The 20257-nt window shown below is 67.6% G+C and carries 17 protein-coding genes; 3 read left to right on the forward strand and 14 right to left on the reverse strand.

Annotated elements, in window-relative coordinates:
* Positions 1-42: 42 nt before the first annotated feature.
* From FZ025_RS08615 to FZ025_RS08645, 7 genes are all read right to left on the reverse strand, one after another.
* Positions 43-945, reverse strand: coding sequence for an alpha/beta fold hydrolase (locus FZ025_RS08615; protein ID WP_046979497.1), 903 nt, complete (start codon positions 943-945; stop codon positions 43-45).
* The gene (locus FZ025_RS08620) at positions 942-3443 is read right to left on the reverse strand and encodes a DEAD/DEAH box helicase (protein WP_046979496.1); all 2502 of its coding nucleotides are present in this window, start codon (positions 3441-3443) and stop codon (positions 942-944) included. Before FZ025_RS08620 ends, FZ025_RS08615 begins: the two co-directional genes overlap by 4 nt.
* A gap of 1 nt (position 3444) precedes the next feature.
* Positions 3445-5076, reverse strand: coding sequence for a site-specific DNA-methyltransferase (locus tag FZ025_RS08625; RefSeq protein ID WP_046979495.1), 1632 nt, complete (start codon positions 5074-5076; stop codon positions 3445-3447).
* On the reverse strand, positions 5073-6236 hold the full coding sequence (fic, locus tag FZ025_RS08630) for a protein adenylyltransferase Fic (protein WP_046979494.1): 1164 nt from the start codon (positions 6234-6236) through the stop codon (positions 5073-5075). Before fic ends, FZ025_RS08625 begins: the two co-directional genes overlap by 4 nt.
* A 90-nt stretch (positions 6237-6326) precedes the next feature.
* A complete protein-coding gene (locus FZ025_RS08635; RefSeq protein ID WP_046979493.1) occupies positions 6327-7343 on the reverse strand; it encodes a 3-oxoacyl-ACP synthase III in 1017 nt (338 codons plus the stop codon).
* A 101-nt stretch (positions 7344-7444) separates the two neighbouring features.
* On the reverse strand, positions 7445-7762 hold the full coding sequence (locus tag FZ025_RS08640; RefSeq protein ID WP_046979520.1) for a DUF4156 domain-containing protein: 318 nt from the start codon (positions 7760-7762) through the stop codon (positions 7445-7447).
* A 311-nt stretch (positions 7763-8073) separates the two neighbouring features.
* The gene (locus FZ025_RS08645; protein WP_046979492.1) at positions 8074-10947 is read right to left on the reverse strand and encodes a M16 family metallopeptidase; all 2874 of its coding nucleotides are present in this window, start codon (positions 10945-10947) and stop codon (positions 8074-8076) included.
* Between the two features lie 417 nt (positions 10948-11364).
* Here FZ025_RS08645 and FZ025_RS08650 point away from each other — a divergent pair, with 417 nt between their 5' ends.
* Both FZ025_RS08650 and FZ025_RS08655 read left to right on the forward strand, forming a co-directional pair.
* Positions 11365-11763: a hypothetical protein gene (locus tag FZ025_RS08650; protein WP_046979491.1), complete on the forward strand. Its 399-nt coding sequence runs from the start codon at positions 11365-11367 to the stop codon at positions 11761-11763.
* A 52-nt stretch (positions 11764-11815) separates the two neighbouring features.
* Positions 11816-12295 (forward strand): tRNA (cytidine(34)-2'-O)-methyltransferase, encoded by a 480-nt coding sequence (locus FZ025_RS08655; protein ID WP_046979490.1) that lies wholly within the window; start codon positions 11816-11818, stop codon positions 12293-12295.
* 166 nt (positions 12296-12461) lie between these two features.
* On the opposite strand, the gene FZ025_RS08660 is transcribed toward FZ025_RS08655, so the two are convergent.
* On the reverse strand, positions 12462-12794 hold the full coding sequence (locus FZ025_RS08660; RefSeq protein WP_244292520.1) for an EF-hand domain-containing protein: 333 nt from the start codon (positions 12792-12794) through the stop codon (positions 12462-12464).
* Positions 12795-12850: 56 nt separating this feature from the next.
* Complete coding sequence (locus FZ025_RS08665) at positions 12851-14047, reverse strand: DesA family fatty acid desaturase (protein ID WP_046979488.1); 1197 nt, start codon at positions 14045-14047, stop codon at positions 12851-12853.
* 141 nt (positions 14048-14188) lie between these two features.
* Between FZ025_RS08665 and FZ025_RS08670 the strand changes: the two genes are divergently transcribed.
* The gene (locus tag FZ025_RS08670; protein ID WP_046979487.1) at positions 14189-15031 is read left to right on the forward strand and encodes an ABC transporter ATP-binding protein; all 843 of its coding nucleotides are present in this window, start codon (positions 14189-14191) and stop codon (positions 15029-15031) included.
* 284 nt (positions 15032-15315) lie between these two features.
* On the opposite strand, the gene FZ025_RS08675 is transcribed toward FZ025_RS08670, so the two are convergent.
* Genes FZ025_RS08675 through FZ025_RS08695 form a run of 5 tightly spaced genes read right to left on the reverse strand, consistent with a single transcriptional unit; the run spans position 15316 to position 20250 of the window.
* Positions 15316-16950: an MFS transporter gene (locus FZ025_RS08675; RefSeq protein ID WP_046979486.1), complete on the reverse strand. Its 1635-nt coding sequence runs from the start codon at positions 16948-16950 to the stop codon at positions 15316-15318.
* Entirely contained in the window at positions 16943-17362 is a 420-nt protein-coding gene (locus FZ025_RS08680) for a DoxX family protein (RefSeq protein ID WP_046979485.1), read from the reverse strand. The genes FZ025_RS08675 and FZ025_RS08680 overlap by 8 nt, the downstream gene beginning before the upstream one ends.
* A gap of 54 nt (positions 17363-17416) precedes the next feature.
* The gene (locus tag FZ025_RS08685; RefSeq protein ID WP_046979484.1) at positions 17417-19309 is read right to left on the reverse strand and encodes an amidohydrolase; all 1893 of its coding nucleotides are present in this window, start codon (positions 19307-19309) and stop codon (positions 17417-17419) included.
* Positions 19302-19583: a DUF1427 family protein gene (locus tag FZ025_RS08690; RefSeq protein WP_046979483.1), complete on the reverse strand. Its 282-nt coding sequence runs from the start codon at positions 19581-19583 to the stop codon at positions 19302-19304. The genes FZ025_RS08685 and FZ025_RS08690 overlap by 8 nt, the downstream gene beginning before the upstream one ends.
* A 13-nt stretch (positions 19584-19596) precedes the next feature.
* Positions 19597-20250: an isochorismatase family protein gene (locus FZ025_RS08695; RefSeq protein ID WP_046979482.1), complete on the reverse strand. Its 654-nt coding sequence runs from the start codon at positions 20248-20250 to the stop codon at positions 19597-19599.
* Positions 20251-20257 lie beyond the last annotated feature (7 nt).

The raw sequence follows: 20257 nt of genomic DNA on the forward strand, positions 1-20257 counted from the left end.
CGACTACAGAACGCGCGGCCTGGTTCGAGACCAGCCCGGCGGTCACAGCGGATGGATATCCAGGAACCTGCGGATCGCCGGCACCAGCACCTCGTGCTTGTCTTCGAGCACGTAATGGTTGGCATCCTCGAACGCCATGACCTCGGCCTGCGGCAGCGCCTGGCGGAAACCGTCCAGGAAGTGATGGTCGAAGCAGATGTCGCGCAGGCCCCAGCCGATGAAGGCCGGGCGGTCGGCGAACGACGGCAGCGCCTGCGCCGAGCGTTCCAGCAGCGGCCACGCCTTGTCGGCCGGCGACAGCGGGATGTCCTGCATGAAGCGGATCGTGGCGATGCGGTTGGCCCAGCTGTCGTAGGGCGCCACGTAGGCGCGGCGCACGGCGGCGGGCATGCGCCGCGACACGCCCAGCCACGAGGCCCCGGCGGAGAACGCGTTGAAGCTGCGGATGAACCACTCGCCGGGGCGCCAGTGCCGGCCCATGGCGATCTGCCACGGCATCGGCTTGGCCGCCGGCAGCGGGAACGCGGCGGTGTTGGTGATCAGCAGCCGCTTGACCTGCGCGTGGTGCGACAGCGCCCAGCCGAAGCCGATCATGCCGCCCCAGTCGTGCACCGCCAGCGTCACCGGCCCATCGATGCCCAGGTGCCGCAGCAGCGCATCGAGATCGTCCACCCGCGATTGCAAGGTGTAGTCGTAGCCCGGCTGCGCGCCCGGCGCATCGTCCGGCTTGTCCGACAGGCCCATGCCGACATGGTCGGGCACGATGCAGCGGTAGCGGTCCGCCAGGCCGGCGACGAGCGTGCGCCACAGATAGCTCCACGACGGATTGCCGTGCAGCATCAGCACCACCTCGCCGTCGCGCGGGCCTTCGTCGAGGTAGGACATGCTCAGCCCCGGACGCACCTGGAAGCGCTGCGGGGTGAAGGGGTAGCCGGGGTAGTTCATGTAAATCGCATCCGATCCAGATCGAAGGAACCCGCGCTTTGTAGGCGTCCGCCCAACTCCCGCAGGTAGAAGAAATCGCGCTCGCCGCGTTTCCGCCCGACCATGAACACGGGCCCATAGTCCCGATGCGCCGCCAGACTTTTGTCCACCTCAGTTGGAGCGCCCCACAGGTGCTCGCCTTTCAATTCCAATAACGCGATCCCCGGCGCAGCGCGCTGCGCCATGCAGACCACGAAATCCGGATAGAAGCCATTTCCCTCGTCCCAGCGGTACAGGCCGACACCCGACTTGGGGAGATTGCGGTGCCACCATCGCACTTGGGCGCTGCCATCCAATCGCTCTGCGATGGCCAATTCGTCTTGATTCAGGCCAGCGGGGAAAACACCATAGAGTGCGCGATCGGCGCGGCGCAGCGGTTGCGCGCTGGCCAGTTCGGCGAGCAGCGGCACATCCACGTCCATGACCTGGCGCATGCGCAGGCGCCTGAAGGCATCGCGCAACAATCCCGGGCGCCGAACCAGCAAAAGGTCCAACTGACGCATTTGCAGCTCTTCGTTGTCGGGGATATCGGCGCCGGATGCCTCGATGGCACGAATGAATCGGTCCAACAAGCGGACATACAGCTCACGATCGTTGGCATCCACCAAACGCAGACGGATCTGCTCGGCCTTGTCGGCCACCGCTTCAGGCGACAGCGTGGCCCACAGGTCGGTGCCATCGTCAGCCACCCTGTCGCCCGCAAACAAGTCGGTGTCGCGACGCTGCACCTGCACCCGCCCGCGCAGGCGGTCGGCCAATACCTCTGCCGAAAAATCCACATGCGCAGCCAATCGGGCCTCGAAATCTACCGCGACCGGGGGCAGTTGTTCCCCGCGCAAGCGGTCCGGAGCATCGGCACGGCGCGGATATCGATACATGCTGTCCTGGGCCAGAACAAACGCATCTGCCACCGGTGTGGCGCGCGCGGGCCAGGCCCCTTCGCCCGCAAACATCTCAAGCGCCGCCTGGGCAGCGCTCGCCATTCCCGCAAACGCAGTGCCGGCCAGCATGTCCACCACTTCGCCTGCAGTTCCAGCCTGGCCGATCGCTGCGCTCCCCTCGTCGGCCTCCAATATCTGCACGCCGGCGCTCGACACCAGCAAACTCAGCGGCTCTCCGCTGCGCACCACCTGCAAGGCCGCGCCATCCCCGATCATGGTGACCACAGTCTGCGTCCCCAGTTCTGGAGCTTGCGTGGTGAGCGTGTTGATCTGCGCGCCGGCCTGCAGCAAACCTTCCTGCGACTCGGAATTGGCAAGGAATACATAGCCGTGATCCAGCAACGGCGGCAAATCCGCCCGCGCCTGCAACAGCGCATGCCGGCGCACGATACGGCCGATCACCTGCACGCCGAAACCCACATCGCGCGCACCGCGCAGCGCCGCCAGGGTGAACGCACGCGGCGCATCGAAACCCAATGCTACCGCCATTTTGAAGATCAGCACTTCCACGGTCGGATCCTGCGCCAACAACAGCAGGTCCGGATCGGGCTCGTCGGCCGTGTGTATGCGTACGGCTGTCGCGTCGAACCCCAGTTGCTCCACCAGATAGATGCGTGCCGCCTCCTGCGCCGCCTTGCCGTTGGGTACTTGCACCAGCATCAACGGCGTCAGCGCAACACCGGCCTCGGCCAGACTGATGCGGATGGCGCGATGGGTTTGCGCGCATTCGCGCAGGGCAAGATGTTCAAAGTCCACCAGTTGCGCGGTATCGCCATCGCGAGCGATAAAACGCACCATGCGCACGCCGCGCTTGAGCAGGCCAGCGTCGACTGCATCGGCACGGCTGACCGAGGCCCAATCCGCCGGCTCGCCGACGGAATAGCCAGTGGCCCGCGCGAATGCGGCCATGTCGGCATCGCGTGGCGTGGCGGTCATCAACAAGGCGTAATCGGGCTTGAGCACATCGCAGAAAAACGCACGTGCCTGCGCCGCGCGCTGAAAGCCATGGTGCGCCTCGTCCACCACGCAGCCGATACGCAATCCCGCCTCGCGCGCCAGCGCAATCACCCCGTCGATCGACATGCCCTCGTCGCCGCGCTGGCGGGCGCGCCGGCTCTCGGCGTTGCGGGCCGCCAGCGAGGCCCAGGTGACCACGAACACGCCGCCGCCGCGCACCGCGTCCAACTGCCGGTCCACTTCCAGGTCGAGCAACGCCAACTCGGGCGCCTGATTCGCCAGGACATTGCGCGACTGTTCCACCAAGCCGGTGAACGGCGCAAACCAGAACCACAGCACCCGCTCCTCGGTCGAGACGCGGCGCAGCACCTCGATGGCCATGCGGGTCTTGCCGGCGCCGGTCGGTGCCTGCAATACGATGACGGCATCCTTGCGCCGCGCCTCGTCGATGCGTTCCGGTGCGGCAGCGGCGATCTGCCGGTACAGCGCGCGCACCTGGCCGAACTGGGCGACGATGCCGTCGCAGAGAAGACGCTGGAAATCTTTCAGGGGCATGGGCATGTCAACGTCCGAAGCGTTCGCGCAGGTGTTGAGGCAGGGGAAGCAGGGCTAGCTCGGCCGCGTCGTCGCCCAGCAAGCCGGCCAGCCGCTGCGGCGACCAGGTATACACGTGGGGCACAGCGACAGCGCGCACCTGCAACCAATCGCGCAGGCGCTGCACGTGCGCGGCATGGAAGTCTGCCAGATAGGCCAACTCGCCGTCGCCGGCAAAACCGTCACCCGGCCAGGGCGACAGTGGCAACCCATGCAGCAGTTGCAATGCGCTCCAGACCTCGGCGTGGTCCAGTTTCAGCGCCATGCGGTGCTTGGGGATGCGCTTGGCGCGCAGGTAGGCGAAGCCGCCACCCAAGCCAGCCACTTCCTGTCCCTTGGTGTTGGTGTAGCCGCCGAGCACACGACGCACCCGCTGCGCGCAGACATCGCGGCACAGATTCTTGTCCGGCGCGTCTTGCGTGGCTTCGGTGCTGCTGACCAGGATGAACTTGCGCTGGCCACCGTCTTCGGCGTTGAGCTTGGCGACGGCTTGAGCAAAGGTTCCCGATCCTGCAAAAAAGTCGAGCACGGTATCGCCAGGTCTGCTAGCGATACGCAGAATTCGCTCCATCAGCTGCACAGGCTTGGGGGTCGAGAAGACTTCGCCTGACGATTCGAACTGCAGTATCTCCAGCAACTGCTTCTTCGCATCTTGCGTGTGCCCCACTTCTTCATATTTCCAAAGCGTTTGGGGCACCACACCCTGCTTAACTTCAGAGAGGAATCGCTTGATTGCGGGAATATTATTGGCATCCTTCCCCCACCAGATTCGTCTATCGGCATCAAGCTCCTGGAATTTTTGTTTTGATACTCGCCAGTACATCCCAGAGGGCGGCGCTTCAATATAGCGCCCAGCTGGGCTGGTAATAGAGTAAGTTCCTGCCCCATAGAAATTTCGTGCGGAGAGATCACTCGCTTTCCATGGCCCGCGAGGATCATTGTCAGGGTTTTTATATGCACGATCCTGCTCGGCGCTACGGGGAAGTGGGTTGGACTGCCACCGTTGGCGACTACGTGCATAGACCGCCAGGTACTCGTGGTCATCTGAGAAATGCTGCGCTGTGTTCTTAGGCGAGTACACCTTCTGCCAAATTACATTAGCGATAAAGTTATCTTCCCCAAACACCCGATCCATCAACATCCCCAATCGGAACAACTCGTTGTCGTCGATGCTGACGAAGATCACCCCGTCGTCGGCCAGCAGCTCCTTGGCCAGCTGCAAGCGCCGGTACATGAACTCCAACCACAGCGAATGCCGGAACCGATGGGTCTTGTCGACGAAGCGATCGTTGTAGACGAAATCCTTGTTGCCGGTGTTGTATGGCGGGTCGATGTAGATGCAGCGGATCGCGCCCTTGTGGGTCATGCGCAGGGCGCGCAAGGCGTCGTAGTTGTCGCCCTCGATGATCAGGTTGCCCCACGGCGCAGCGCCATGGCTGAGCCCGGCGTCCAGCGACAGTGCCACGTAGTCGTCGTTGAGCGCTTGGTCAACCTCGATCTCGTCGCGTTCCCACACCAGCCCCAGCTGGCGCTCGGCATCGCGCCGCTGCAGCAGACCGATCAGGGTCTGGCGATCGAGTTGGTCGTACTTGTTGATCATGTGCTCGATTCCACGTTCCGCACGGGCCTACGGTATGCAGGCAGTCGATTGTCGTCGCTGGACAGCAGGTGCAGAAATGTCGGGTGCAGGAACAGCTTCTCCTTGCCCATGCGCTGCTCCTGCAGAACGCCGATCTCTACCAACTCCTTCAAGTGGCGGGCTCCGGTCTGCCGGGTCACGCTCACCACGTCCACGACGTTTTGGATACGACAGTAGGGCTGGTTGAAAATCACCTCCAGCAGCTCTCGACTGTAGGCTTTTGGCGCATGACTGCGGATGTAGTCGCGCGCCTGCGCCTCCAGCCCGCGGATCGCCTGGATCTTGGCCGTGGTCCACGCAGCCGTCTCGGCCACGGCGCTGAGCATGTACTGGATCCACTCGGCCCAGTGGCCATGCCGGGTCACGTCCAGCAGCAGGCGGTAATAGTCGCTGCGGTGGCGGATGATGTAGCGCGACAGATACAGCACCGGCAGGTCGAGCAGCCCCTGCTCGATGAGCATCAGCAGATTGAGCACGCGTCCGGTGCGGCCGTTGCCATCGGTGAAGGGGTGAATGGCTTCGAACTGGTAGTGCGCGACCGCCATGCGAATCAGCGGGTCGATGTCGGCGTGCTCGTGGATGAAGCGCTCCCAGTTGGCCAGCTTGTCGCGCAGCAGCGTTTCGCCCACTGGCGGGGTATAGATGATCTGCTGGGTCTGGTCGTTGGCCAGGGCCGTGCCGGGGACGCGGCGGATCTGCATCTGCACCGCCTTGATGCGGCTGCAGACGACAACCGCGGTATCCGTGCACAACGGGCGCTGCTGCAAGGACTGGAAACCTTCATAGAGCGCGCTGCGGTAGCGCAACGCCTCCTTGGTGGCAGGCTTCTGCGCCTTGTGCTGATCTTCGGCGTAGCGGAACAAGTCGTCCGTCGTGGTCACGATGTCCTCGATCTCCGAACTGGCCTGCGCCTCGAGGATCGGAATCGTATTGATCAACACAGCAGGGTTCGGCAGCAGCGCAGTCGCCTGTTTCAGCTCGGCCAACGCGGTACGGGCATTGATGCAGGCCTTGAGCAGACTCCGTGTCTCGATATCCCCCGTTGGCGGAAGCAACGGGAGATCGTTGTACGGGAACTCGGCCTTGAACTTCGACACATCTTCCATGGCTGCGTCAATCATGTTCGGGGAACGAACATGATGCAGAAACGCGTACTAAAAATCCATTTTTTTTAACACGTTCTGCGCTGCGGCTAGCCCAAGCCCGCTTCGTTACCAGACCACCTCGGCCATCGCGCAGTTCAGGCCCGAGCCGATGCCCATCAGCGCGATCCGGTCGCCCTTCTTCAGGCGCCCCAGTTCGCGCAGCTTGCTCAGCACGATCGGCACGCTGGCCGGGCCGATGTTGCCGTGCTCGCCGAAGATGGTCATCACCTTCTTCGGGTCGATGCCGAAGTTCTTGATGAAGGCCTGGGTGTGCGGCAGGCTGACCTGGTGGATCACGAACTGGTCCAGCTCGTCCACCACCCAGCCCAGCGCCTGCCTGGCGGCGATGAAGGTCTTCTGCGCCAGCTTGATGCCCTCGATCAACAGCATGCGGGTATCGGTGACCATGCGGTCCAGGTTGCCCCGGCACAGCGTGTTCCACTCGGTGGCCGAGCGGGTCACGCCGCCGCGGTAGCGCGGTGCGTCCGGAACCAGTTCGGCGCGCGCCATGACCATCGCCGCGGCGCCGCAGCCCAGGGTCAGCGCGGCCAGCTCGTCGCGGAATTCCTGCGCGGTCACGTCCGGGGAAGTCATCCGCTCCAGGGTCTTCTCGTACACCAGGTTGGCGGTCTCGCCATCCACCACCAGCGCGTAATCGATCTCGCCGCGCTCGATCATCCGCGCCGCGATGTCCATGCCGTTGATGAAGGCCAGGCAGGCGTTGGCGACGTCGAAGGTCATGCACTGCTCGCCCACGCCCAGGTTGCCGGAGACGATGCTGGCGGTGGACGGCTCCAGGTAGTCGCGGCTGACCGAGGTATTGACCAGCAGCCCGACCTGGCCGGCGTCGATGCGCGCATCCTCCATCGCCTTGCGCGCTGCCAGGGTGGCCGCATCGGAGGCCTGCATGTCCGCATCCCACATGCGCCGCGCATGGATGCCGGCGATGTCGCCGAGCACGTCGGTGCGGATGCCGAGGCGGTCGTAAGTCGGTTGCAGACGTTCGTTGATCTGCTTGGAGGTCAGCGTGTGCGGCGCATCGATATGCGCCAGTCCCGCGATGGAGACATTGTTGAAGAGCATCGAGATGTACGCCAGGGTAAGGCGAGGGGCGCCAATTCTAGCGGTTGCCCGGTTTTACCGCATCTTTAACAAATCCGGGCCAGGCGGATGACTTAACTCGTTCAGCGTAGGCTGCACTGATAAGCGCCGTAGCGCTGGTCGCCCTCGACCGGTTCGCCCATCGCCTGCACCGTGTTGGCGCCGACGCCCGGGGCCTCGTTGCGGGCCAGGGTCTCCAGTTCCTCGCGCACCCGCAGCGGGTTGCGCTGGTAGAAGCCCACACTGCTCTTCACCGACACCACCACCTCGCCGCGCTTCTCGCAGCCGGCCGGCGCCTGCCCTGGCGGCAGCACGCGCACGGTCTTGCCTTCCGGCGCCATCGGCACCCAGGTGCAGGCGGCGAGACTGGCGAGCAGGAACAACGCGATCGGTAGGCGCATGGACAGGGACCGCAGGCTGAAGGAACCGAAGATTGTGCCGCACATCGCTGAATTGGCAATGACGCCGCCGGACCGGCTAAGCCCCTCTCCCACCGGGAGAGGGATTGGGGTGAGGGCACGGCGCAAGCGTCTCGCGCATCTGGGCGCGCGGGGCTTCGCCCGCACCCTCATCCGGCCCTGCGGGCCACCTTCTCCCGAGGGGAGAAGGGAGTACAGCCGCGGCGTGCCTAAGCCCCTCTCCCCTCGGGAGAGGGGTTGGGGTGAGGGTACGTCCCCCAGCCAAGCGCCTCGCCGAGTGCGGTGGCGGCGCCTCAGCGCTTGGGCGCCGGCGCCGGCGCGCCCTGCGGCTTGCCGTCGGCGTCGATCACCGTCACCTCGCCCAGCTTCAGCGCGCGCACCGGCCGCTCGATCTGCTTCAGGTCGCCCACCACCACCCAGGTCAGCGCATTCGCATCCAGGGTCGCGGCGGCCTGCGCCACCTGCGCCGGGGTCATCGCCTCGATCTCGGCCTTGCGCTTGAACACGTAGTCGTCGGGCCGCCCGTAGCGGACGATGCCGCCGATCGCACCGAGCACCGAACTGGCGGTCTCGTAGGCGCCAGGCAGGCTCAGGGTCTGGATGTTGCGGATGCGCGCCACCTCCTCCGCCGACGGCGGCACCTTGCCGCTGGCGAAGGCGCTGATTTCCTTCTGCATCTCCTGCAGCGCCGGCGCGGTCTTGTCGATCTGCACCGGCGCGGCGGCCGACCACGGGCGCTGGCCCAGGGTGTTGGCAGCCGAACTGCGCGCGCCATACGACCAATGCTTGTTCTCGCGCAGGTTCATGTTCAGCCGCGAAGTGAAATCGCCGCCGAGCACGCCGTTGGCGGTGTCGAAGCGGATCGAGGACGCATCGGTGGTCGGCGGTACCAGTTCGGCGGCGAACAGGTTGGCCTGCACCGCGCCCGGCTGGTCGATCAGGTACACCCGCGGTTTGCTCGGACGCGGCACCGCCACCGGCGCCTGCAGCGACGGCGCCGTGCCCTCGCCCTTCCAGTCGCCGAACTGCGCGTCCAGCAGCGGCACCACCTCGGCCAGGGTGGTGTCGCCGACCACGATCAGGGTGGCTTGCTCGGGGCGGATCCAGTCGCGCTGGAAGTCCACCAGGTCGGTGCGCTGCAGGGCCGCGATCGCCGCCTCGGTGCCGCTGCCGCTGAACGGGATCGCATACGGATGGCCGGCGCCGTACAGCAGCGGCGGCAGCACCCGCATCGCCACCGCGTTGGGCTGCGCCTTCTCCTGGCGGATACCGGCGATCCAGCTGGCCTTGATCCGCTCGATCTCCTTCTGCTCGAAGCGCGGGCGCCGCAGCAGGTCGGCGTACAGCGCCAGCGACGGCGCCAGGTTCTCCTTCAAGGCCGACAGGTAGGCGTTGCTGCCGTCCAGCGAGGCGCCGGCGCTGAGCGTGGCGCCCAGCGTATCGGCGGCATCGGCGAAGCCCAGCGAATCGTAATTGCCGGCACCTTCGTCGAGCATGCCCATGGTGAAGTTGGCGGTGCCCGACTTGCGCCCCTGGTCGGCGCTGAAGCCGCCCGGGAATTCATAGCTGAACTGCACCACCGGCACGTCGTGGCGCTCGGCCAGGATCAGCCGGGTGCCGTTCTTCAGCGTGGCGCGCTGCAACGCCGGGAACTTCAGCTGCGGGAACTGGGCGGTCCTGGGCGGGCCGGCGCTGCGATCGACGACGCTGGGCAGCGCGCGGTACTTCGGATCGACCGGCGGCGGGTTCAGCGGAGCCGGCTGCACCGCCGGCTCCTCGGCCAGCGCCACGCGCTCGCCCGGCGCCACCACCAGGGTGTGGTCGCCCTTGCCCAGCCACTTGCGGCCCACCGCCTTCAGGTCGCGCGCGCGGGTCGATTCGATCGTGGCCAGCGAGGTGCGGAAGCAGCCCGGGTCGCCGGTGAACACCGCGCACTCGGCCAGCGCATCGGCCTTGCCGCCGAAACCGCCGATGCGCTCGATGCCGCGCACGAAGCCGGCGCGGAACGCGGTCTTGGCGCGCAGCAGTTCGTCCTTGTCCGGGCCCTTGTCGAGCAGCGTGCGCAGTTCCTCGTCGATCGCCGCCTCGACCTTGGCCGGATCCACGCCCTGCTTCACCGTGGCGATGATGCCGAAGCTCGACCCCAGCTGCGACGGCCAGGCGCCGGCGCTGACCTGGTCGACCAGCTTGTCCTCGTGCAGCAGGCGCCGGTCCAGCCGCGACGACTTGGCCCCGCCCAGCACCTGCGCCAGCAGCTGCAGGCGGTCGATGTCCGCGGTGCCGGTCTGGGCCACGTTCCAGATCCGGTAGATGCGCGCCTGCGGCACCTTGTCGGTCATCGTCTCGCGGGTGGACTGGGCGCGCGGGGCCACGTCGACCGGCGGCTGCGCCATGCTCGGCCCGGCCGGGATGTCGCCGAAGTAGCGCGCCACCTTCTCTTTCGCAGTGGCCACGTCGATGTCGCCGGCCAGCACCAGCACCGCGTTGTTCGGCCCGTACCAGGTGCGGAACCACTGCTTCACGTCGGCCAGCGAGGCGGCGTTGAGGTCGTTCATCGAGCCGATCACGCCGTGGTGGTACGGGTGGCCCGGCGGATACAGCGCGCGGCTCAGCTTGTCCCAGGCCTGGCCATAGGGCTGGTTCTCGCCCTGCCGCTTCTCGTTCTGGACCACGCCGCGCTGCTCGTCGAGCGCGGCCTGGTCGATGGCGCCGAGCAGGTGGCCCATGCGGTCGGACTCCATCCACAGCGCCATGTCCAGCGCGGTGGTCGGCACGTTCTCGAAATAGTTGGTGCGGTCGCTGTTGGTGGTGCCGTTCTGGTCGGTGGCGCCGACCTGCTTGAACGGTTCAAAGAACTCGCCGCTGTGGTTCTCGCTGCCCTGGAACATCAGGTGCTCGAACAGGTGCGCGAAGCCGGTGCGCCCGGCCGGCTCGTCCTTGGCGCCGACGTGGTACCAGAGGTTGACCGCCACGATCGGCGCCTTGCGGTCGGTATGCACCACCACGCGCAGGCCGTTGGGCAGGGTGAACTGCTCGAATGCGATGTCCACCTTCGCCGCAGCCGGCTGCCTGGCCGCGCTCGACGGCGGCGCGTAGCTCAGCGCGCCGAGCGCGGTGGACAGGGCGATGGCCAGCAGCGCCCCACGCGGGCGGATCGACACGGTCATGCAAGTTCCTTTTGGGTTTGGGTAATGAGTGGAAACACAGCGAGGCCTCGATCGTAACGGCCCGCACCCGCGCCCGCGTATGCCTTTCGGCCCGTTTCCTGCCATTGCCCGCAGGTCCGGTGCCCAACGCATTGCGCCGGTATCACCGGCGGCGGCGTGGCCGACAGCCCGCAGACGGACGTACGCAAGCGACCGGGTGTCCGCCCGCGGACACTGCGCCAACAGGAAATTCCATGAATATCAAAGATATGCAGTTGGCACAGGATCTGCTGTGCATCTCTGCAGCACAAGCAGTCCAGCCGAAAAATGAACAAATGCTTAATGAAAAGAAAAAGCAGAAGGGAGTGCTTGCAGCTCCTGATTATGTGTACTACATTACTACCACACCACCTATCAACAACACCAACGAGGCCCGCCATGAAAACCGCTTCCTTCGCCCTGACCTTCGCCAGCACCGCGCTGCTCGCCGCGCCGGCGATCGCCGCGCCGAACATCGCCACGCTGGATACCGTGCAGGTCCGCCCGTCGGCCGATCAGATCGCCCAGCGCAGCTTCGAGCGCAACAGCGGCATCGCCACGCTGGCGTCGGTGCAGGTGCGTCCGTCCGCCGAGCAGCTCGCCCAGCGCGATGCCGAGCAGGCGACGAGCCAGCGCGTGGTCACCCTGGCCGCGGTGCAGGTGCGCCCGAGCGCCGACACCCAGCGCGTGTTCGCGATCGGCAGCGTGGTCAGCGGCGCCCTGGACAACGCGATGCTGCAACTGCAGCCGAGCCTGCAGAACCTGAGCCAGGACCTGACCACCGGCCTGGCGCGCTGAGCCGGCGCACGCTTCGCCGGCGCGGGCCGGAGCCGGCGCGTAAACTGCGCCGATGACCGCCACGCCCACGCTGCACGTCCTGCTGTTCCAACCCGAAATACCGCCCAACACGGGCAATGCCATCCGCCTTTGCGCGAACACCGGCGCGCAGCTGCACCTGATCGAGCCGCTCGGCTTCGACCTCGGCGACAAACAGCTCAAACGCGCCGGCCTGGACTACCACGAGTACGCACGCCTGCAGGTCCACGCTTCGCTGGACGCCGCGTTGCAGGCCGTCGCCCCGCGCCGCCTGTTCACCCTGAGCACCCGCAGCAGCACCCGCTACGATGCGCCCGCCTTCGCCGACGGCGATGCGTTCCTGTTCGGCCCGGAGACCCGCGGCCTGCCCGCCGAGGTGCTGGAGCAGGTTCCGCCCACGCAGCGCCTGCGCCTGCCGATGCGCCCGCACAACCGCAGCCTCAATCTGTCCAACGCGGTGGCGGTGGTGGTGTTCGAGGCGTGGCGGCAGCTGGGCTTTCCCGGCGCGGACTGAGCGCGCGGCAGCGCAGGGCGCGAGTGGATCGCGCAAAGAAAGCGCTGCCTTCCTTCTGCGCCAGCCATGGCAATACGTTGTCGATTTCGTATCGCAGACGGGCGATGACATTGCGGCATCGATTGGAAATGAGAAGGAAACGGAGCTGAGAAGGAGCGTTGCGGCGTCACCGCGGCGGCGCCGCCAGCTCCCTGGCGCTCAAGTCCCCATCGCCATTGCTGTCCTGCTTGCGAAAGCGCGCAGTCAAGGTGGCCTGGTGCTGGCCGCGGGCGATCGGCTTGCCGCGGCCGCCGGGCAGTTCGGCGGCGCTGAGCACGCCGTCGTGATCGAGGTCGCGCGCGTCGAAGGCGTAGCTCATCCAGGCCAGGTATTCGTCCAGGCTGACGCGGCCGTCGCCGTCTTTATCCATGCGCTGCAGGTAGCTGCCGGTATCGACGACTTGCGCGCTGGCGGCGGCGATCACCCCACTCAGCGCGGCCAGCAGCACGAGCAGCGCCATGAACGACGAACGCCGCACGAGGCGGCGTTCGCGTGGAAACTGCGGGACGCCGCGGCTCATGCCAACGCGTAGCCCTTCAGGCGCGCGGCATAGGCTTGCAGGGCGGCGATGCCGCTGGCCTCGGCGTCGTGGCACCAGGCCTGCAGTTGCTTCAGGCGTTCGCTGGCGTCGTGGCTGCGCGCTTCCAGCAGGACCGCCAGGCGCGCGCGGTGTTCGACCAGGGTGCGCATGCGCGGGCGCTGCGCCACCCAGTGCTGCAGCTGTTCGCGCGCATCCGGCTTGAGCCAGCGGCCGTCGTCGACCAGGCCCTTGCGCAGGCGCCGCGGCAGCAGCTTGCGCAGCTTGGCGCCGGCCTGCGCGGCTTCTTCCTTCAGCGCGGGGGTGAAGACGTTGCGCTGGTAGTCAGTCATCGCCTGGAAGCGGTGCGAGAGCAGCGCGCGCAGGGTGTCGGCATCGGGCACGGCGATGTTCGGGCGCACGTCCAGGGTCGGTGCCACGCGCAGGATCCTGGCCAGGCGCAGCGCGGCCAGCGCGCGGATCGCGACCCAGCCGATGTCCAGTTCCCAGCGCCGCATCGAGAAACGCGCCGAGCTGGGGAAGGCATGGTGGTTGTTGTGCAGCTCTTCGCCGCCGATCCACAGCGCCCACGGGGTCAGGTTGGTCGAGGTATCGGCCGACTCGAAGTTGCGGTAGCCCCACCAGTGGCCGAGGCCGTTGACCACGCCGGCGGCCCAGAACGGGATCCAGGCCATCTGCAGCGCCCACAGCGCGATGCCGGGCAGGCCGAACAGCAGCAGGTTGACCGCGAACAGCGCGATCGGCCCCCAGTTCGCATGCGCGGTGTACACGCGGCGTTCGATCCAGTCGTCCGGGGCGCCCTTGCCGTACTGTTCGATGTCGCCGCGCATGGCGCGCGCTTCGCGGTACAGCTCCACGCCGCGCCAGAACACGCGGCCGATGCCCTTGGTCTGCGGGCTGTGCGGGTCGTCCTCGGTCTCCACCTTGGCGTGGTGCTTGCGATGGATCGCCACCCACTCCTTGGTGATCATCGAGGTGGTGAACCAGGTCCAGAAGCGGAAGAAGTGCGACAGCAGCGGATGGAAGTCGACGCCGCGGTGCGCCTGGCTGCGGTGCAGGTACAAGGTCACCGCGAAGATGGTCAGCTGGGTGAACAGCAGCAGCACCGCCAGCATGCCCCACCAGCCGACGTCGAGCAGGCCGGTGCGGAGGAAGTCGAGGATCGCGTCGGACATTGCCAGAACTCCAGGCCGGTGAAGGCGTGCGCCAGGTTGCTATAGGAGACATGATGGGGCCAGTGGCGGCAAACTTCACCCATCGCCTGCGTACGGTATTCAGCCGCTGCGCGCTCTTGATCACAGAACGGTTTCATTTCCATGTCCGTCGCCATCCCCGATGCAACCCCCATGCCAGCGGCCGCGCCGCTGATCGAGCTGGACCGCGCCAGCGTGGTGCGCGGCCAGGTGCGCGTGCTGCACGAGCTGAGCCTGCACATCGCGCTCGGCCAGCACACCGCGCTGCTCGGCCCGAACGGCTGCGGCAAGTCCTCGTTCATCAAGCTGATCACGCGCGAGCTGTATCCGCTGGCGCGCGCCGGCGAAGCGGCGCCGGTGCGGGTGCTGGGCCAGAGCCGCTGGCAGGTGGACCGGCTGCGCAGCCAGCTGGGCATCGTCACCGGCGACCTCAGCGTCAATCTCGCCGAGATGCCCGGGCTGGACGTGGAGAGCGCGGTGCTGTCCGGGTTCTTCGCCAGCTACGTGGTGCCGCCGCACCGCGAGGTGACCGACGCGATGCGCGATCGCGTGCGCGCGGCGCTGCAGCTGGCGCAGGCCTTGCCGCTGCTGCAGCGGCCGTATGCGGAGCTGTCGGCCGGCGAGACCCGGCGCGTGCTGATCGCGCGGGCGCTGGTCAACCGGCCGCAGGCGCTGCTGCTGGACGAACCCGGCACCGGGCTGGATCTGATCGCGCGCCAGCACCTGCTGACCACGATGCGCGGCCTCGCCCGCCAGGGCATCACCCTGGTGCTGGTGACCCACCACATCGAGGAGATCGTGCCGGAGATCGAGCGGGTGATCCTGCTGCGCGGCGGCCACGTCTACGCCGACGGCGGGCGCGAGGAACTGCTGGCCGATGCGCCGCTGTCGGCGGTGTTCGGCGGCCCGGTGCGGGTGCGTCGCGATGGTGCGAGCTATAGCGCGAGCGTGGCCGAGGTAGAGTGAGCGGCGGCATGGGCCTATGGAGCGCTTCTTGTCTGCACATACCGTCGACGATGGCCTTTCGAGGCCCGGTGTGGTGTGCGAGATGAACCGCCATCGGAGCATCGGCGCCGACGCCCACTTCGATCCGGCGACTCGATCACGTCGTTTGTCGCGACGGATGGCTTCGGGCGACCAATCGCAACGGTGTTCTCGGTAAAGCCCGTCGCGACTGAAGTGGCTCCCACAACATTGCTTCGTCTGCGGCCTCTACTTCGTCAACGGTAAAAACCCACGTTGAAAACGCGCTAGCCGCCACGCCCAGCGGCCGCCGGCGGCTGCGCCTGATGCAGGTCCAGCGCCAGGAAATGATGCACCGCCGGCCGCTCCGGCCCGATGTGGTAGCGCAGCGCGGCGTCCTGCAGGTCGGCGTCGGCATGCGACACGCGCTGGTGCTGGCGCAGGTGCTCGGCCCAGGATTCGACCAGGAACCATTCCATCACCCGCTCCGGTTCGTTGCTGTGCTCGGTGATGCCCCAGGCGTAGGCGCCGTCGCGGCGCCGCTCTTGCGACAGTGCGCGCAAGGCATGCAGGAACGGAGGACGGTCGGAAGCACGCACGCGGTATTCGATCTGCACCATGACCGGGCCGCGGTCGTGCGCCACCGGCGCGTTGAGCAGGGGCTCGGGCCAATGGTTGGATGGCTGCAGATCGGCCTCGCCCCTGGGCAGGCGCAGGCGATGGAACACCAGCGCGACCAGCAGCAGCGCGCCGGCACCGAGCAGCAGCGTGGCGGCGATGCCGAGCTGCGCGGCGATCAAACCCCAGCCCAGGCTGCCGCCGGCCATCGCGCCGTTGAACACGGTCAGGTAGATCGCCAGGCCGCGGCCGCGCACCCAGTTCGGCAGTACCGCCTGCGCAACGCCGTTGAGCGTGGTCAGCGCCACGATCCAGCCCACCCCCAGCACCAGCAACAGCAGCACCGCGACGGTCTGCGACGGCGTGGCCGCCAGCGCCGCCATCACCGCCGCGGTCAGCAGCGCGGCCAGCAGCACCAGCCCATCGGCATCCAGGCGCTTGCGCAACTGCGGCAGCACGATCGCGCCGAGGATCGCGCCGACCCCGACCGCGCCGAGCAGCACGCCGTAGAACCCGGCGCTGCCGCCAAGCATGCGCCGCGCCACCAGCGGCAGCAGCGCCCACACCGAACTGGCGAACACGAAGAACACCGCCGCGCGCAGCAGCACCACGTGCAGTTCGCGGCTGGCGCGGGCATAGCGCAGGCCGGCACGGAAGGCGCCGAAGAACTGCTCGGACAGGCCGCTGTCGGCGGCCTTGGCGCGCGGCCACCACAGCAGCGCGGCGACCACGAACACGTAGCTGAGCACGTCGCTGGCGTAGGCCGCGGCCGCGCCCAGGCTGGCCAGCAGCAGGCCGCCGCCGGCCGGGCCCAGCGCGCGCGCGATGTTGATGCCCAGCGAGTTCAGCGCCACCGCGTTCTTCAGGTCCGCACGCGGCACCAGCTCCGGCACGATCGCCTGCCAGGTCGGCCCCATCAGCGCGCTGCCGATGCCGCCGACGAAGGTCAGCGCAATCAGGTATTCGACGGTGAGCGCGCCGCTCCTGGACAGCAGCAGCAGGCTGGCGCTGACGCTGGCCAGCAGCAGCTGCACGCAGATCAGGAAGCGGCGCCGGTCGAGGATGTCCGACAGCACCCCGGCGGGAATCGCCAGCAGGAACACCGGCAGCGTCGCCGCGGTCTGCATCAGCGCCACTGCGGCAGGATTGTTGGACAGGTCGGTGACCAGCCAGGAACTGGCGACGTCGCGCATGAAGCTGCCGACGTTGCCGAGCACGGTGGCCGCCCACAGCACCGCGAACACACGATGCCGCAGCGGGGCGAAGCTGCCGCTCGCCGGCGCGGGTGCGCTGGACTCAGCCATGCGCACGCTCGCGCAGGTCGTGCCAGGCGACCAGCACGAAGCCGCCGACCAGGCCCAGGTGCTCGTAGAACGCGTTCATCGCCGCGAAGCGTTGCATGCCGCTCATCTCCCAATAGCGATTGGCCGTGCACGCGGCCACCAGGGTGAACCCGGCCAGGGCCAGCGCGCCCAGCCAACGATACGCGCCGCTGAGGATCAGCAGCGACGCGCCCAGTTCCAGCACGATCACCGCCGCCGCCAGCGGCGCGGCCGGCGCCATGCCGAAATGCACCATCTCCGCCACCGCGCCGTCGAAGGCGAAGGCCTTGACCAGCCCGCCCTGCAGATAGGCCGCGCACAGGCCGAGCAGCGCCACCCAGCGTAGCCACGCCGGGGTCAGGCGCGTGCCGAGCGCGTTGGTCGTGTCATGCATGGCGCACGCTCCGCGGGCCTGCGCCCGCCTGGGTGCCGATCGCGCTCGCCGCGCTCATATCGCCCAGCACGCGCAACCCAGCGCGCCCCAGAAGCTCTTCAGGTCGGCGATCGGCAGCTGGCTGCTCCACGCGGTGGCGTGCTGGTGCCCATGGATCGTGCAGTCGTGGGCGCAGCCGCAGCTGGCCGCGGTCTGTTGCGACAGCGCCGCCTTCGGCGCCTCGCCCCAGGCGCCGTAGCCGCGGAAGCTGCGCGCCGGTGACCAGTCCGGCAGCGCCGGCGGCGGCGGCGCCTCGTCGTAGTCGGCGAACGCACCGCTGGCCCACACCACCTTGCCGCCGACCATGGTCAGCAGCGCGGTGGTGTCGGCGATGTCGCTTTCGGCGCAGCCGAAGAAGTCGCGGTCCGGCACCACCAGGTCGGCGAACTGGCCGGCCTGGATGCGGCCCTTCTTGCCTTCCTCGTTGCTGAACCAGGTGACGTGCTCGGTCCACATCCGCAACGCGGTCTCGCGATCGATGCAGTTGCGCTGCGGATACAGGCGCAGGCCGCCGACGGTGCGCCCGCTGACCAGCCACGCCAGCGACACCCACGGGTTGTACGAGGCGACGCGGGTGGCGTCGGTGCCGGCCGAGACCTTGACCCCTTTCTCCAGCATGCGCTTGACCGGCGGCGTGGCCTGCGCCGCGCCCATGCCATAGCGCTCGACGAAATACTCGCCCTGGTAGGCCATGCGGTGCTGCACCGCGATGCCGCCGCCGAGCGCGGCGATGCGGTCGATGGACTTTTCGGAAATGGTTTCGGCGTGATCGAAGAACCAGTGCAACCCCTGCAGCGGGATCTCGCGGTCCACGCGCTCGAACGCGTCCAGCGCGCGGCTGATGGTCTCGTCGTAAGTGGCATGCAGGCGCCACGGCCAGCGGTTCTGCGCCAGGATCCGGACCACGTCCTCCAGTTCGGTTTCCATTTGCGGCGGCATGTCCGGCCGCGGCTGGCGGAAGTCCTCGAAGTCGGCGGCGGAGAACACCAGCATCTCGCCGGCGCCGTTGTGGCGGAAGTAGTCGTCGCCCTGCTGGTAGCGCGAACTGGCGGTCCAGTGGAGGAAGTCCTCTTTCTCCTGCTGCGGCTTCTGGGTGAACAGGTTGTAGGCCAGGCGGATGGTCAGCTGGCCGGCGTCGGCCAGTTCCTGGATCACCTTGTAGTCGTCGGGATAGTTCTGGAAGCCGCCGCCGGCATCGATCGCGCCGGTGACGCCGAGCCGGTTCAATTCGCGCATGAACTGCCGGGTCGAATTGACCTGGTAGGCGTAGGGCAGCTTCGGCCCCTTGGCCAGCGTCGCGTACAGGATCGACGCGTTCGGCTTGGCCAGCAGCAATCCGCTCGGGTTGCCCTCGGCGTCGCGCACGATCTCCCCGCCCGGCGGCGCCGGCGTGTCCTTGCCGTAGCCCACCGCGCGCAACGCGGCGCCGTTGAGCAGCGCACGGTCGTACAGGTGCAGCAGGAACACCGGCGTGTCCGGCGCCACCGCGTTGAGTTCGGCGATGGTCGGCAGGCGCTTCTCAGCGAACTGGTGCTCGCTGAAGCCGCCGACCACGCGCACCCATTGCGGCGCCGGGGTGATCGCCACCTGCCGGCGCAGCATGTCCATCGCGTCGGCGAGGCTGCGCACGCCGTCCCAGCGCAGCTCCAGGTTGTAGTTGAGGCCGCCGCGGATCAGATGCAGGTGGTTGTCGATCAGGCCCGGCAGCACGCAGCGGCCGTGCAGGTCGATGCGCCGGGTGCGCGCGCCGGCCAGCGCCAGGATCTCCTCATCGCTGCTGACCTGCAGAAAGCGGCCGTCCTTGATCGCCACCGCCTCAGCACTGGGACGCGCACGGTCCAGCGTGGTGAAGCGGCCGCGGTACAGGATCAGGTCAGGGGTTGCGTCCGCTGCATGCGACTCAGCCATTGTCGTGCTCCCCCTGCGCGGTTGCGGCCGGCGGCGGCGTGCGTTGCGGCAATTGCCCGAACACGTGCGGCTTGACCTGGTGGTGGAACCACGAGGTCGGGTGGGGGTCGCTGCGCAACAGGCGCTGCAGCAGCGGCGGCAACTGCTCGCCGAGCAGGATGCCGAGCAGGCCGACCAGCGCGATCACCGGCGGCGCCGGCGAACGTACCTTGAACAGCGCATAGATCACCCCGACCAGCAGGCCCAGGCCCAGCGATACCAGATAGGTCTTCATCAACGTGCTCCGCTCAGCCTTCGTGGGCGCCGAACATGCTGCGGGCATAGACGATGCCCAGGCCGTAGGCGCCGCCGTACTTGCGCGCCACCTCGGTGGTGCTGGCGTAGCTGTCGGTGCGCGCCCAGTCGCGCTGCAGCTCCAGCAGGTATTGCAGCGCGGTCATCGGCCGGCCGCCGGCCTGCACGATGCGCTCGATCGCGCGGTTGTGCGCCTCGGCCGACACGTCGCCGCAGGCGTCTGCGATCACGTAGACCTCGAAGCCCTGGTCCAGCGCCGACAGCGCCGGGCCGACGATGCACACGCTGGTCCACAATCCGGCCAGCACGATCCGCGGCTTGCCGATTTCGTTGACCCGCTGGATCACCGCCGCGTCTTCCCAGGTATTCATCGAGGTGCGGTCGAGCAGCGCCTGGCCCGGGAACGGCGCCACCACTTCGTCGAACATCGGTCCGGAGAAGCTCTTTTCCGCCACTGTGGTCAGGATCGTCGGCACGCCGAAGCTGGCGGCCGCATTGGCCACCAATGCGGCATTGGTGCGTAGCGCGCCCGCGTCGATCGAGTGCGTGGCGAAGGCCATCTGCGACTGGAAGTCGATCATGATCAGGGTGTGGTCGCCCGGGGCGAGCAACGAGGCGCCCGGAACGGGCAGAGCGGCGAGCGGCATGGCGATA

The sequence above is a fragment of the Xanthomonas hyacinthi genome (assembly GCF_009769165.1).
Lineage (GTDB): Bacteria > Pseudomonadota > Gammaproteobacteria > Xanthomonadales > Xanthomonadaceae > Xanthomonas_A > Xanthomonas_A hyacinthi.

Coding starts and splice junctions, on each gene's coding strand:
- FZ025_RS08635 (WP_046979493.1), bottom strand. CDS start 7,343: ATGCTCTTCAACAATGTCTCCATCGCGGGACTGGCGCATATCGATGCG.
- FZ025_RS08625 (WP_046979495.1), bottom strand. CDS start 5,076: ATGATCAACAAGTACGACCAACTCGATCGCCAGACCCTGATCGGTCTG.
- FZ025_RS08660 (WP_244292520.1), bottom strand. CDS start 12,794: ATGGCGCTGCTCGTGCTGCTGGCCGCGCTGAGTGGGGTGATCGCCGCC.
- fic (WP_046979494.1), bottom strand. CDS start 6,236: ATGATTGACGCAGCCATGGAAGATGTGTCGAAGTTCAAGGCCGAGTTC.
- FZ025_RS08650 (WP_046979491.1), top strand. CDS start 11,365: ATGAAAACCGCTTCCTTCGCCCTGACCTTCGCCAGCACCGCGCTGCTC.
- FZ025_RS08620 (WP_046979496.1), bottom strand. CDS start 3,443: ATGCCCATGCCCCTGAAAGATTTCCAGCGTCTTCTCTGCGACGGCATC.
- FZ025_RS08695 (WP_046979482.1), bottom strand. CDS start 20,250: ATGCCGCTCGCCGCTCTGCCCGTTCCGGGCGCCTCGTTGCTCGCCCCG.
- FZ025_RS08680 (WP_046979485.1), bottom strand. CDS start 17,362: ATGCATGACACGACCAACGCGCTCGGCACGCGCCTGACCCCGGCGTGG.
- FZ025_RS08665 (WP_046979488.1), bottom strand. CDS start 14,047: ATGTCCGACGCGATCCTCGACTTCCTCCGCACCGGCCTGCTCGACGTC.
- FZ025_RS08645 (WP_046979492.1), bottom strand. CDS start 10,947: ATGACCGTGTCGATCCGCCCGCGTGGGGCGCTGCTGGCCATCGCCCTG.
- FZ025_RS08690 (WP_046979483.1), bottom strand. CDS start 19,583: ATGAAGACCTATCTGGTATCGCTGGGCCTGGGCCTGCTGGTCGGGGTG.
- FZ025_RS08640 (WP_046979520.1), bottom strand. CDS start 7,762: ATGCGCCTACCGATCGCGTTGTTCCTGCTCGCCAGTCTCGCCGCCTGC.
- FZ025_RS08675 (WP_046979486.1), bottom strand. CDS start 16,950: ATGGCTGAGTCCAGCGCACCCGCGCCGGCGAGCGGCAGCTTCGCCCCG.
- FZ025_RS08655 (WP_046979490.1), top strand. CDS start 11,816: ATGACCGCCACGCCCACGCTGCACGTCCTGCTGTTCCAACCCGAAATA.
- FZ025_RS08670 (WP_046979487.1), top strand. CDS start 14,189: ATGTCCGTCGCCATCCCCGATGCAACCCCCATGCCAGCGGCCGCGCCG.
- FZ025_RS08615 (WP_046979497.1), bottom strand. CDS start 945: ATGAACTACCCCGGCTACCCCTTCACCCCGCAGCGCTTCCAGGTGCGT.
- FZ025_RS08685 (WP_046979484.1), bottom strand. CDS start 19,309: ATGGCTGAGTCGCATGCAGCGGACGCAACCCCTGACCTGATCCTGTAC.